Origin of the sequence: Undibacterium sp. Ji50W (genome assembly GCF_049340445.1) — a bacterium.
Taxonomy (GTDB): domain Bacteria; phylum Pseudomonadota; class Gammaproteobacteria; order Burkholderiales; family Burkholderiaceae_D; genus Undibacterium.
This window is the reverse complement of the sequence record NZ_JBMPOX010000001.1, coordinates 1,181,979-1,195,436: the sequence shown is the minus strand read 5'-3', so window position 1 is coordinate 1,195,436 and position 13,458 is coordinate 1,181,979. Positions and strand designations below refer to the sequence as shown.

The window sequence follows — 13,458 nt, the reverse complement described above, 5'->3', positions numbered from 1 at the left end:
CTTACGCAAAATTGTTCCAGAACCTAGGTTCAATGAGCGACGCTGCTGTTTTGCGTAAGTCCTATATGAATACAAGGTTGGTATGAGTAATAAAAAAGTAGTCCGGGTATACGACAGACCTGCTGGTGGCTGGGGTGCATTGAAAAGTGTGGCGCAACAGATCATTGAGCAGGGCATACCTAAAAAAGGTGCGCTGACACTCTTGTCAGCCAATCAGCCTGATGGCTTTGATTGCCCCGGTTGTGCCTGGCCGGATGCCGACCATACTTCTACCTTCGAGTTTTGCGAAAACGGTGCCAAGGCGGTGGCGGCTGAGTCGACTGCCCGCCGTGCCGTGCCGGAATTGATCTCTTCCCTGACCGTGCAGGAATTATCCGCCAAGTCCGATCACTGGCTGGAAGCTCAGGGCCGCCTGACCCACCCCATGCGTTATGACAGGGTAACGGACAGATACCAGGTCATAGACTGGGACCAGGCTTTTGAATTGATTGCGGCGCGACTGAATGCCTTGCCCAGTCCGAATGACGCCATTTTCTATACCTCAGGCCGCACCAGCAATGAAGCGGCTTTCCTGTATCAATTGTTTGTGCGTGAATTTGGTACGAATAACTTCCCTGATTGCTCGAACATGTGCCACGAGCCATCCGGCTTTGCCATGCGTGAAGCGATAGGGGTAGGCAAGGGTACTGTTTTGCTGTCTGATTTTCAACTGGCCGATGCCATCCTGATTTTTGGGCAAAACCCGGGTACCAACCATCCGCGCATGCTGGGTGAATTGCGCGCTGCATCCAAGCGGGGGGCTGCCATTGTGTCCTTCAATCCTTTGCGTGAGCGCGGGCTGGAAAAATTCCAGAATCCGCAAAATGCGCTGGACATGCTGGCAGACCAGTCTACCAATATTTCATCCGATTATTTTCAGTTGAAGATAGGTGGTGACCTGGCCAGCGTCAAAGGCATGATCAAATGTGTGCTGGAAGCAGATGTGCAGGCGCAGGCAGCGGGCAAGCCCCGGATTATTGATGTTGAATTCATTGCGCAGCACACGGCCAATTTTGAACAATTTGCGGCAGATGTCATGGCAGAGCAATGGGATGTCATCGTCCGGGAATCAGGTCTGGAGCGTGCACAGATACAACGCGCTGCCGATACCTATATGCAGGCCGGCAAGGTTATTGCCTGCTGGGGTATGGGCATTACCCAGCACAAACATTCGGTTGCCACCATACAGATGATCGTCAACCTGTTGCTTTTGCGCGGTAACATTGGCCGGCTTGGCGCGGGCCCCTGTCCGGTGCGTGGGCATAGCAATGTGCAGGGTGACCGCACCATGGGTATCGTGGAAAAACCAAGGGCAGCATTCCTCGATCGTCTGGGGCAGGTGTTTGATTTCACGCCACCACGCGAACCTGGCCATGACACCGTCGGTGCCATCGAGGCCATGTTGAATGAAAATGGTAAGGTGTTTTTTGGCATGGGTGGCAACTTTGCCACTGCCACGCCAGATACCGAAGTGACCCATCGTGCCCTGCGTAACTGTGCGCTGACCGTGCACGTCACCACCAAGCTAAACCGCAGTCACCTTATTTGTGGCCAGGAAGCCTTGATCCTGCCTTGCCTGGGGCGCACAGAAATAGATATGCAGGAAACCGGACCGCAGGCGGTAACGGTAGAAGATTCCATGAGCATGGTGCATCTGTCTTCCGGCATCAATCCACCTGCCGCACCAGGCTTATTGTCTGAAACCATGATCGTGACCCGGCTGGCGCAGGCGACACTGAAACAACGCAGCAAGACACCGTGGGCCTGGCTGGCGGCGGACTATAGCCGCATACGTGACAAGATTGCTGCGGTGTTTGATGATTTTGCAGACTTCAATACGCGCGTCAGCGTGCCGGGCGGTTTTCATTTGCGCAATACGGCGGCGGAACGGGTCTGGGTGACCGCTAGCGGCAAGGCGAACTTCAATGCTCATGCAGTGCCGGTTGATTTACCCATCCACCAGGCGCGCAAGAATCAACAGTCGCCCGTGTTCAACCTGGCGACCATGCGTTCGCATGACCAGTACAACACGACTATCTATGGCATGAACGATCGTTACCGTGGCGTGTTTGGTGAACGCCGCGTCTTGTTCATTAATAAGGAAGATATACAGGAACTGGGTATGCAGGCCGGTGACTGGGTAGACCTGGAAAGCTTGTGCGATGACAAGACAAGGCGGCAGGCAAAACGCTTCATGCTGGTGGAATACAATATCCCCCGCGCCTGCCTGGCCGCGTATTTCCCGGAAACCAATGGGCTGGTCCCCTTGTCGAGTTTTGCCGATCATGCAAGGACGCCGACTTCGAAATCCATACCTGTAATGATCACTGCACATAATACCCATACCAATAGCGCGCAAGCTGCACTGGCCAATGAATGAAGAAACATCACAGGTGGAAATCCAGGCTGAACTGCCGGCCGCAGATGTAATAGCAGTGCTGAAGCAGGATGAACATGCCTATGCATTGATGGCAGAAATGGCAAACCATGCTGGTGCCGTCTCGCTGGCACGCCTTAGCAAACGTTTGCAGATGCGGCAAAGCACGCTGTTGCGTTGCATCGCTTATCTGGGTGAACAGCAACTGGGCCAGCATCAGGGGGCTGGCTGGGTAAGCCTGCAACAGGATGGCGAGCGCAGCCTGCTGGTGCTGACTGAAGAGGGACGCAGGATTTGCGACACACTATGCAACACAACATGCGACGCGATAAAGTAAACGACAATCCGCTGGAGCGTGCTATCCGTCTGCGCCGGGTGCAAAAGCATACGTACGCCAGTCCGCAACCACAAGACATCAATGATCAACTGGCAGAAGAAATGCCTGTGGCACTGGTATTCAATGGCGTTTCGCATGCCGTCATGCTGGCAACACCGGTGGATCTGGAAGATTTTGCCATCGGCTTTAGCCTGTCCGAACAGATTATTGATAGCCTGAGCGATATCTACGATATCGAATGCAGGGAAACCCCGGGTACGCTGGGCGTGGAAGTACATCTGCATATAGCCGCCAGTTGCTTTGCGCGACTCAAGGAAAGGCGGCGCAATCTGATTGGCAATACTGGTTGCGGTTTATGCGGCATAGAGAGCCTGCAAGCCTTGCACAAAGACGTGCCACAGATATTTTATGGCGGCCATGCCGCACCCAGGTTGCATAAATCCAGCCTCTTGAAAGCCGTGCAGGCTCTTGGGCTGCAACAGCCACTCAATACCTTGACCGGGGCCATGCATGCCGCTGCCTGGGTCAGCATGGAAGGCGATATTCGCCTGCTGCGCGAAGATGTCGGGCGCCATAATGCACTGGACAAGCTGATCGGTGCCATGAGTGATGGCGAGCATGCGGGAAATGCGGGTTTTGTGCTGATGAGTAGCCGTATCAGCTACGAACTGGTGCAAAAAATGGCGCATGCCAATATGGCCATCCTGGCGGCTATTTCTGCGCCGACAGCGCTGGCGATTGACATCGCCGAGCGTAGTGGCATCTGCCTGATCGGCTTTGTGCGTGAGCACGGATTCGTGGTTTACTCGCATCCGGAAATGCTGGTGGCCGAATGAAGCACACATGAAAATGGATTTTCACCAAATTTACAGAGGTTTAAAGGGCGTAAGAAAGCTATAATAGGAAGAATATTTGCTCAATTTCCTTCCTCTCTTCTGACGACTTATGCAATACGCTTCAACACGCGGGTATGCCGCAGCTCAAAATTTCTCTGAAATCCTGTTAGGTGGTCTGGCTCCCGATGGTGGCTTGTATCTGCCCACGGCTTACCCACAAATCACCAGTGCCGAACTCGATGCATGGCGCAAGTTGCCTTATGCCGGACTGGCATTCGAGGTATTGAAAAAATTTGCCACCGACATTCCTGAAGCAGATCTGAAGGCGCTGACAGACAAAACCTATACTGCCGACGTGTATAAAAATGCACGTGCAGGTGAATCTGCTGCGCAAATAACCCCTTTGCGTGTATTGCAGGACAAAGCTGGCCGCACGCTGATTTTGCAGGCATTGTCAAATGGCCCAACGCTGGCATTCAAGGATATGGCCATGCAGTTGCTGGGCAATTTGTTTGAATACACATTGGCAAAAAACCATGCTGAATTGAATATATTTGGTGCAACTTCTGGTGATACCGGCAGTGCTGCCGAATACGCAATGCGCGGCAAGAAGGGCATACGGGTGTTCATGTTGTCGCCACATAAGAAAATGAGTGCCTTCCAGACTGCGCAAATGTTCAGCCTGCAAGACCCGAATATTTTCAATATCGCGGTAGAAGGCGTGTTTGATGACTGCCAGGACATGGTCAAGGCAGTATCGAATGATCTGGAATACAAGAATCGCCAGAAAATTGGTACTGTCAATTCCATCAACTGGGCGCGCGTGGTTGCCCAGGTGGTGTATTACTTCCGTGGCTACCTGAGTGCTACCAGCAGTAATGATCAAAAGGTGTCATTCACTGTGCCATCCGGTAATTTTGGCAATATCTGCGCTGGCCATATCGCCCGTATGATGGGTTTGCCGATTGACAAGCTGGTCGTGGCTACCAATGAAAATGATGTGCTGGATGAATTTTTCCGCACCGGTATATACCGTGTACGCAAATCGGCAGAAACCTGGCATACCACCAGCCCATCCATGGATATTTCCAAGGCATCCAATTTTGAACGTTTTGTGTTTGACTTGCTGGGTGGTGACGCCAAACGCTTAGCTGCATTGTTCAAAAAGGTTGAAACCGAAGGCGGTTTTGATCTGTCGGGCAAGCCAGGCAGCGATGGAGATGAATTCAAAAAAATCGCTGCATTCGGGTTTGAATCTGGCAAATCTGTTCATGCAGATCGCTTGCAGACCATACGTCAGGTAGAGAAAGAATTTGGCATCACCATCGATACCCATACCGCAGATGGCGTCAAGGTCGCGCGCGAACATATCGCAGAAGGTGTGCCCATGATTGTGCTGGAAACCGCATTGCCAGCCAAGTTCAATGAAACCATACGCGAAGCATTGGACCGCGATGCTGAGCGCCCAGCCGGGTTCGAGAATATCGAATCCCTGCCGCAGCGTTTTGAAGTCATGACTGCCGATGTGCAGGCGATGAAGGCTTTTATCGCCAAACACACGGGGCTGTAATTCAGTACCAGTCAGGCAAAATAGGAAAGGGGGCGTATGCCCCTTTTTTCATGTTTTCCGAAAGACCGGTGAATCATGTCCCGCGCTATCTATTTCGTGCAGGCTATTTTTTTCATGGGAAAATCGATGCCTTTCAACTGGTCGTTGATCATACCCTCGATACGGCCCAATAAACTGCCATCGGCATTGAGCTGGTAAATAACCCGTTGCGGAAATTCAGGACGCGGATTTTCAAAAACGACTTTTTGTTTTTCCAGTGTCTGCAGTTGAAAACTCGCTTCCGGTTTGCCAGATGGCATGGCGGTGAAGACCAGGTTGTCTGCATTTTCTTGTATGCGCATGAATTCCCAGGCGACCATCTTGCCTTTGCGTACTGTCCTGCCCATGCCCAGCATGCCGCCGCCAGCGGGCGCCAGCCAGTGTTCTTCCGACCCTGTTTCTACCACGCCACTGGCTTGCCAGCATCCGCTGAGCCATTGCAGGTCTTGTATGCTGTTGCCGGCCTGACTGGCTTGTGTGTGCAGCAGGCCCAGCGCCACAGCCACGGCTGGAATCAATCCACGTATTGAGGGCATTGCAGGCATTGCTTTCATATAGCCTCCGTCAGGGAATTTATGTTTCAGCTTTTACGCAACCAGGGTTCCAGTTGCTTGCGTACTCTCTTTTCATCAAAACCTTCTATCAATTCACTGCCTATGACGATAGCCGGGATACCTTGCACGCCCAGGGTTTTATAGGCTTGATAACCTTCATTGGATTTTTCTACATCCAGGTCTTTGTAGACAATGCCATTAGCATTGAAAAATTCGCGGGCAGCGGAACAATAGCCGCACCAGGTGGTGCCGTACAGGACAATCACCGGTTGTGATGTCGCTGCCTGTCGGCTCATCTCGGCCCTATGGGCCCGGGTTTTCTTCCAGCTAGAATAACTTTGCAAGCTGGCACCGGCCAGGATAAGGGCAAGCAATAGCCATTTCCACGCACTGGAGGAAGAGTTGGCAGACGTATTAGCCGGACGGCGCGTATTGTTACCTGCCGCAGCGTGATAGCTACCAAGCCCCTGCAAATCTGCCGCTTTGTTATAGGCAACCTGGCAGGACGGACATTGCCATTCAGGGCAGTCGTCGGTTTCTTTGCGAATATAGTTACATTTAGGGCAGGTACGCATAAAGGCAGGACTAGTTGAATGTTGCTTGTGAATGTTACCTATATTAGCGCATTTGCCGTGGGGTCGATACTGTCCGTTGTACCAGTGCTTTGTAAATAAAATTGGGCTGAAGTCGACCTGAAGCCGAACTGAATAGGGACAGATTAATAACAAATATTCATCTTTGCTGGAATGCCGAGGGTGGCGACGCAAAGTGCTGATGCCAGACCCGCCTGAATTGTCGTGCAGAGCCAAACCCAGATGCCTCTGCGATTCTTTCTATGGACCAGTCGGTATCACTCAGGAATTTGCCCGCCAGCGACAGGCGCAATGAAGTCAGGTAGGTTTGTACCGATATATCCGTGTGCAGCTTGAACAGGCGTGTGACATGACGTGTGCTGGTACAGGCGACGCTGGCCAGTTCTTGTAAGGTCCATGCATGGGATGGGTCTTTGGTGATGGCGTCTTGCACCTTGTGGACGGCTGGGTGCAGGTGGTTACGGTATTTCAGCCAGGGCGACAACTGAGGGTCATTGCCGGAACGGCGCATATACACCACCAGATTACGTGCCACGGCACTGGCTGCCAGCGGACCTGCCAGTTCACTGATGGTATGCAAGGCCAGGTCGATGCCAGCCGTGACACCGGCACTGGTGCTGACAGGGCCATCTTCGACAAAAATACGGTTTTCTTCAACCCGGATAGAACTGTCGATGCTTGCCAGGTCTTGGTAGTGACTGTGATGCGTGGTGACTTTGCGTCCGTTTAGCAGGCCCGCATAGGCTGCCAGCAGGGCACCAGAACAGATGCATATCAGTTTGTGGCTGGCATCTACATGCTGACGCAACCATAGTATCGCGGCCTTTGCCTCACCCTTGGTGTGTTGCACCTTATCGCCACTGATGCCGGGCAAGACCAGGATGGCATCATCTTCCAGCACATCTGGTAAAGGCCGCAAGGAACTTAATTGCAGGCCGATGGAACAGTTGATGCTGTCAGCGGGGCTGATAAATATCAGTTCAAAATGCATATCCTGCTGGTAGCGATTGGCAAACAGAAAAGCATCTGCTGGTCCTGCCAGATCCAGCAAGAGCATATCAGGCAACAGTAAAAAATAAACAGGCTGGCGGCGCATCATCGTTGAATAACAATACAGGGAAGGTCAGGAAAATGCCAGACGCAGGCGATCAGTCAGCTTTTGGCCGAACACATTGATCAGCAAGCCGGCCATGACAATGGCTGCACCAGCGATCTGTTTCTCGCTTAGTGCCTCATCCAGCAAGAGCCAGGCAGCAGTCAGGCCAACTACCGGCACCATCAGCGTCAGCGGTGCCACCAGATGCGTCGGCAGGCTGGACAGCAATTTGCCCCACAGGGTATAGCCTATCAGTGTCGCTGCCACAGCCAGATAGACAATCGTAAGTCCGGATGCCAAGCTCATATTTGTAAGGCTGTGCAACATGATATCGCCACCTTCAAACAGGTAAGACAGTAACAGGAAGGGCAGGATGGGGACCAGTGCGCTCCAGGACACCAGGCTCAGCACATTGGTCACGCCGATTTTTTTATTGATGACGTTGCCACTGGCCCAGGACAGCGCTGCACACAAGGTCAGCACAAAGCCGGCGACACTGACCTGGCTGGTCGTATTGCCAAGGCTGGCACTACCCAGCAATACCAGGCCCATGCTGGCCACCAGCATGCCTGTCAGGTTACTGGTACGCAGCTTGTCACCAAATACCATGGCAGACAAACCTACTGTAAAAAAGGCCTGGGCTTGCAGGACCAACGAGGCCAGACCCGCCGGCATACCAACTGCCATGGCAGAAAACAAAAAGGCAAATTGCCCCAGGCTGATCAACATGGCATAGGCAAACAATAACCTGAACGGCACCTTCGGTCGTGGCAAAAACAATATCGCCGGAAAGGCAACCAGCGCAAAACGCAAAGCCCCCAGCAGAAATGGCGGTATACCCTTGAGTCCGATCTTGATCACCACAAAATTCATACCCCATAGCAGAATGACGGTGGCGGCAATCAGGATGTGGCGCGGGCTGAGGACGGATTTGTTCATGGTATAGGGATAGGGAGTATTCAGTGTTGCATGAAATTTGTATTAAGCTGTGCCGATCTTTATTTTGCCCTTACACGCACTGTAGATGCAGGATTTTTCTCCAGCTTGTTGGCTGGCCGTATAGGCCGGGGAACAAAATTGCCGCCGCAATTGGGACAGACACCCAGCAAATGATGGTCTACACAATCAGCACAGAATGTACACTCAAATGTGCAAATGCGTGCATCAGGTGATGCTGGTGGTAAATCGCAGTCGCAACGTTCACAATTGGGCCTGAGCTCTAGCATGGCATATCTCCTGTAAGGTGGAATGATTCAGGATAACAGTTTGCTCCACATTTTCCAGTCGCCAAAGCGACCAAAGGCGGACAGATCAGGACATTGCAAGATGGCCCAGGACAGTCCGGTTCATCAATGGCATACTATTTTTATTTCGCAGAATTTTGCATGACTGATACCGCTTTCACCTATGCGCAGTTGGTTGCCATTGCCACCCGTGCCGAGCGCAAGCTTGGTCTGCAGCAGGCCAGGCAACAAGATACGTCTGTCTTACAGGCACTGGAAGGCTTATTGCTGCTGGCGGCGACGAAAGCGGGCGTTGGCAATATAGTGCAACTGGCAGAGCTGCGCCTGCAACAACTGGCAAACCAGCAGACCTTGCAAGCAGCCAGGCGCATAGCAAAAGTTGCCGACAGAAAGAACGGACGTATCAAGACAGTCTCTGGCGTCAGTGAACAGGTCTGGCAGGCCTGGTTTGACGGCTCGGCTGTACCCAATCCGGGCAAATGCCGTTTTGCCTGTGTGTTGCAGGCACCAGATGGACAGGTGTTTGAATATGCAGGCCACCTCGAATATGGCGACAGTTGCGATGCCGAATTCAGTGGCCTGATACTGACGCTGAAGCAGGCGCACAAGCACGGGTTAAGCCAACTGCTGGTACATGGTGATAGCCAGGTCGTGATTGATGAAGTCAATCAGCGTACCAAGAGCAGTTTGCCGCGCATGATCGAATACCGCCAACAGCTGGAGGTGTTGTGCCAGTTGTTTGAGACTATTCAGATAAAATGGATACCACGTCATAAAAATAGCCGCGCCGATGCACTGGCGCAGCACGCGACGAACTAGCACTTATTTCATTCGTGAATATCGTGAATGTCGTGAATATCGTGAATATATAGGGCTGCAACACAAAGGATGACGATGAAAACCTTTTTTCACATGGCTTACCATGTGCACGACCTGGAACAGGCAAGGCAATTCTATACTGGCGTGCTGGGGTGCAGGGAAGGGCGTAGCACCGAAACCTGGGTGGATTTTGATTTTTTCGGCCACCAGATTTCCCTGCATCTGGGCCAGCCGTTTGCCACCACCCATACCGGCAAGGTCGGTAAAGACCTGGTGCCCATGCCCCATCTTGGCCTGATCATGGCGATGCCGGACTGGCAAGCCCTGGCAGACCGTTTGATCGCACAGAAAGTGGATTTTGTACTGCCACCCAGCCTGCGTTTTGCGGGGGAACCTGGCGAACAGGCCATCATGTTTTTTGTAGACCCATCTGGCAACCCCATAGAAATCAAGGGTTTTCGTGACCTGGACAGTGTGTACGATAAATGAAGCCAACCAGCAATACTCCCATCCCATTCATTGCCGCTGCCAATTATGCACAGGCCTGGGCCTGGGTCGACGCCTTGCAGGCCGCCATGCCAGCAGAGCGCATCATCGCCTTTGATGCCATGAATGATGAAGACAAGGCGGCCTGCCAGGTCGCCATTGTCGCCAACCCCAATCCGGCTGATCTGCAACAACTGCCGCAACTGCAATGGATACATAGCGTCTGGGCCGGGGTTGAACGCCTGGTGGCAGATCTGGGGGATACCCATTTAAAAATCGTGCGCCTGGTAGACCCGCAACTCGCCAATACCATGGCAGAAGCGGTGCTGGCCTGGACGCTGTACCTGCACCGCGATATGCCTGCCTATGCAAAGCAGCAAGCCAAGCAAATCTGGCAAGCGCTTGAGTATGTACGCCCGCAGCAAAGACGCATAGGCTTGCTGGGCCTGGGGGCCTTGGGTGAAGCTGCTGCCGTTAGCCTGTTGCGCGCAGGTTTCCAGGTAGCTGGCTGGAGCCGTCATCGCAAAGCGATAGCCGGTGTCAACTGCTTTGCCGGTGCTGATGAATTGCCAGCCATGCTGGCGCAGACCGACATACTGGTATGCCTGTTGCCACTGACCCCGGATACCAGGGGCCTGTTGAACACCGCTATGCTGGCAGCTTTGCCCCAAGGTGCATCGTTGATCAATTTTGCCCGTGGTGCCATCGTCAATGATACTGATTTGCATGCAGCACTGGATAGCGGCCATCTGGCCCACGCTGTGCTGGATGTATTTGAAGTGGAACCCTTGCCGGTGTCGCAATGGCAGTGGCAGCACCCTGGCGTCACATTGCTGCCGCATTGTTCTGCACCTACCGACAGGCAGACGGCATCACAAATCGTGGCTGGCAATATATTGCGTTACCGGCAAAGCGGTGTCTTGCCCGTGACTATTGATGTGCAAAGAGGGTATTGAGATACCCTGATGCATTTATGTTGCAGGCATAAAAAAGCGGGCACATCCTGTGTCCGCCCCTGGTGATTCTGATTTTAATTCTGATCAGTATTTTCTAAAAGCCCAGCAAGCCTTTCAATACATCTGTCGGCTTGATTTTAGGTTCTTCTTTTTGCTCTGGTTTTTGCTGTTGCGGTGATTGCGAAGATGATGACGATTGTTGGGAGCGTCTGCCACCCATATCACCCATGCCACCCAAAATCGAACTGAAAGTGGATTTCACTCTTAGCTTGGTTTGCCAGTCTGGTTCCCATGCAACTTTAGGATCAGCAGGGCGGGGCGGGTAAGCAAAAAATGCATCCGAACCATAGGCAATCATACGCAGCATGCCTGCACCCTGTTCCCCGAAGATACCTTTGGGTACATCACATTTTGTCGTGGTGGAAGGCAAAATCACTTTTTCATTGATCCACTTGTCGATGTCGGCATTCGCCTGGTAATCCACCAGGCCAAAACCGAAATCCGGCAGTTCGCTGGATGTCCAGACAATGACTTCAGCGCTGTCGCTGTTGCCAGACTGTTGTCCACCCATGACGCTGATGAAATAACCACGCGCATTGGCGATCGATTTCCATTCCAGGTTAACGCCACCATCCCTCTTGGTTTGTAGCAATTCTATCGGTGCCATCAAGTCTTGTGGTGCACCCAGGTTGAGCTTGAAGCTGTCTGGTATGCCATTGCCGACAAACTGATGTTGGCCAATCAGCGATGCTGTATCTGGCACCTTGCGGTCATCCATCTTGCTGGGCCAGGACGGGTTGCCTGGTTGCGAACGTGCGCCCTTGGTCACCTTGCCGCGCATGACAAAAAACTTGGCATAATCTTCTGGTGAAGATTTGGCGACATCCAGGGTTCTTGGCTGGCCAGGGCGCACGGTTTCACCGCAGCCCCAGTAAATCGAAATCTTGCCCTTGGGTTTCTCATAGTTGGGTTCGGAAGGCGTTTCTTCACTCGGTGTGTAAGCCACAGGTTTGTCCGGTACCGGCGCGATCAACTTCAAGCTCTCACCCAAATTCATTCCTGCAGGTATTGTCTGTGTGGCCTCACCAAGTGAAGGATTTTTGCTGGTATACACCGACACATCCACATACTTGCCGCTGGCAAAACCCATGGAATGCGTATTGCCAAACACATTGCCCCTGTCATTGCCACCTGTTGCACCACGTGCCATGCCGCCCAGTGCACCAAAGAAACCACCAGACTGCGCACCTTGCGCAGCACCACTCATCATGCTGGGCATATCGCTGGCACTGGTCGCCACATCAATAAACGCCAGCGCAACCGGCGCCTTGACCACCTGCGCGCCACCCTTGGCGGGTGCCGCAGCCTTACCCTGCGCACTAGCCGCCGGCTTGGTCTGCGCCGTCGTCAACAACGGCACCGCCAACAAGCCACAAGTAATCAGCGCGCCTTGCATCAAAGGTGTAATGCGTCTGCGTGCAACAAAAGTTTTCATGAGAGAAATTCCTTGTATTAATTAACAACATAACAGCACGGAAATAAACAAACTTGAATTGTTGGAGGATAGGTGCGGGGCCGAGGGGCAGAGTGGTGTCAACTATCCCGAACGGACTTTATCTTAGCGCAAAATAGTGGAAAAGATTAAAGAGATGGTGAATGTTGCTTTTCAGTATTTACAATCCTATTGCCGTATAAGAAGCGATTGATAGAGATATGGAGATGTTTGCGGATATGCTTATCCGACCCCTTCAATACAAACATCATGCTCAGGCTTATTGACTACCAACCGCATCTTCCAGCAGAGTGGTGCTCTTGGCGACTTTGCTTTTCTTGGAGCTAAGTATGACTTTGCGGTCGCGGTTTTGGTCATATTGATAGGTTTCGCTGATTTTTTGGCCGGTTAGCAGATTGGTGCTGACGGTGGAACCCCTGCCTACCATGCCATCGGCATCTTCTTCATCGATGCCTATCATTTGCAGACGCTGGCTGCCTGCATCCAGACGGAAGCGCCAGGTATAAATTGAATATTCACGCGAACCGCTGTACTGGCTGACGACCAGCACACCGTTCTTGATGGTGACGTTGACACCGTCCTTGACGCCACCGCAACCCAGGCATTGCAAGAGCTTATCGTTGCTGCCCAATAAACTGTAAGCCTTGCTCGCGCTTGCCAGTAACACGATCAGGGCGCGCTGCCTGTCATTGATGGTTCCACTGGCATCGGCTGTAGCTTTGTTTTCCACCACCACCGCGGCAATATCGGTCAGGCCGTCACCGTTGAGGTCGCCGCTGACCTGGCTTTCGACTGTCCAGCCACGTGGTACAAAATCAGGCAATGCTGGTGCCGTGGCTGGCAGTTTTTTGCCGAAGGGTGGGGTTTGTTGCGCCTGGCTGCTGTTGTGTAGAACTATTGTCAGGAGCAGGGCGACGAGTTGGATAGATTTGGTAGGCTTCATGAGTTTAGAGTCTTTCTGATTAATCTTCATTCATCAAACAACGCTGCTGGGCTCCT

General features: G+C 52.6%; 14 protein-coding genes. 7 read left to right on the top strand and 7 right to left on the bottom strand.

What is annotated here, in order from left to right:
* Positions 1-82 precede the first annotated feature (82 nt).
* From ACO0K9_RS05125 to thrC, 4 genes are all read left to right on the top strand, one after another.
* A complete protein-coding gene (locus ACO0K9_RS05125; protein WP_422982402.1) occupies positions 83-2,419 on the top strand; it encodes an FdhF/YdeP family oxidoreductase in 2,337 nt (778 codons plus the stop codon).
* Positions 2,412-2,753 carry a hypothetical protein gene (locus ACO0K9_RS05120; protein ID WP_422982400.1) on the top strand — a complete coding sequence of 114 codons (342 nt, stop codon included), beginning with the start codon at positions 2,412-2,414 and terminating at the stop codon, positions 2,751-2,753. Before ACO0K9_RS05125 ends, ACO0K9_RS05120 begins: the two co-directional genes overlap by 8 nt.
* Positions 2,735-3,589, top strand: coding sequence for a formate dehydrogenase accessory sulfurtransferase FdhD (gene fdhD / locus ACO0K9_RS05115; protein WP_422982398.1), 855 nt, complete (start codon positions 2,735-2,737; stop codon positions 3,587-3,589). Before ACO0K9_RS05120 ends, fdhD begins: the two co-directional genes overlap by 19 nt.
* A 109-nt stretch (positions 3,590-3,698) precedes the next feature.
* Positions 3,699-5,159, top strand: a complete 1,461-nt coding sequence (gene thrC, locus ACO0K9_RS05110; RefSeq protein WP_422982396.1) for a threonine synthase — start codon at positions 3,699-3,701, stop codon at positions 5,157-5,159.
* A gap of 89 nt (positions 5,160-5,248) precedes the next feature.
* Here thrC and ACO0K9_RS05105 read toward each other — a convergent pair whose 3' ends face one another.
* From ACO0K9_RS05105 to ACO0K9_RS05085, 5 genes are all read right to left on the bottom strand, one after another.
* Complete coding sequence (locus tag ACO0K9_RS05105) at positions 5,249-5,752, bottom strand: DUF6265 family protein (RefSeq protein WP_422982394.1); 504 nt, start codon at positions 5,750-5,752, stop codon at positions 5,249-5,251.
* 26 nt (positions 5,753-5,778) lie between these two features.
* Entirely contained in the window at positions 5,779-6,327 is a 549-nt protein-coding gene (locus ACO0K9_RS05100) for a glutaredoxin family protein (protein WP_422982392.1), read from the bottom strand.
* A gap of 157 nt (positions 6,328-6,484) precedes the next feature.
* Complete coding sequence (locus ACO0K9_RS05095; protein WP_422982390.1) at positions 6,485-7,441, bottom strand: GlxA family transcriptional regulator; 957 nt, start codon at positions 7,439-7,441, stop codon at positions 6,485-6,487.
* Positions 7,442-7,468: 27 nt separating this feature from the next.
* Positions 7,469-8,380 carry an EamA family transporter gene (locus ACO0K9_RS05090; RefSeq protein ID WP_422982388.1) on the bottom strand — a complete coding sequence of 304 codons (912 nt, stop codon included), beginning with the start codon at positions 8,378-8,380 and terminating at the stop codon, positions 7,469-7,471.
* 59 nt (positions 8,381-8,439) lie between these two features.
* A complete protein-coding gene (locus ACO0K9_RS05085; protein WP_422982386.1) occupies positions 8,440-8,667 on the bottom strand; it encodes a DUF1272 domain-containing protein in 228 nt (75 codons plus the stop codon).
* A 159-nt stretch (positions 8,668-8,826) separates the two neighbouring features.
* Here ACO0K9_RS05085 and ACO0K9_RS05080 point away from each other — a divergent pair, with 159 nt between their 5' ends.
* The 3 genes from ACO0K9_RS05080 (at position 8,827) to ACO0K9_RS05070 (ending at position 10,946) form a co-directional block, all read left to right on the top strand.
* Positions 8,827-9,504, top strand: a complete 678-nt coding sequence (locus ACO0K9_RS05080; protein WP_422982384.1) for a ribonuclease HI family protein — start codon at positions 8,827-8,829, stop codon at positions 9,502-9,504.
* 75 nt (positions 9,505-9,579) lie between these two features.
* Positions 9,580-9,993, top strand: a complete 414-nt coding sequence (locus ACO0K9_RS05075; RefSeq protein ID WP_422982382.1) for a VOC family protein — start codon at positions 9,580-9,582, stop codon at positions 9,991-9,993.
* Entirely contained in the window at positions 9,990-10,946 is a 957-nt protein-coding gene (locus tag ACO0K9_RS05070) for a 2-hydroxyacid dehydrogenase (protein WP_422982380.1), read from the top strand. The genes ACO0K9_RS05075 and ACO0K9_RS05070 overlap by 4 nt, the downstream gene beginning before the upstream one ends.
* Before the next feature lie 94 nt (positions 10,947-11,040).
* Here the strand turns inward: ACO0K9_RS05070 and ACO0K9_RS05065 are convergent, their stop codons facing one another.
* Together ACO0K9_RS05065 and ACO0K9_RS05060 are read right to left on the bottom strand one after the other, a co-directional pair.
* Positions 11,041-12,441, bottom strand: a complete 1,401-nt coding sequence (locus tag ACO0K9_RS05065; RefSeq protein WP_422982378.1) for a hypothetical protein — start codon at positions 12,439-12,441, stop codon at positions 11,041-11,043.
* Positions 12,442-12,718: 277 nt separating this feature from the next.
* On the bottom strand, positions 12,719-13,402 hold the full coding sequence (locus tag ACO0K9_RS05060) for a hypothetical protein (protein WP_422982376.1): 684 nt from the start codon (positions 13,400-13,402) through the stop codon (positions 12,719-12,721).
* Positions 13,403-13,458 lie beyond the last annotated feature (56 nt).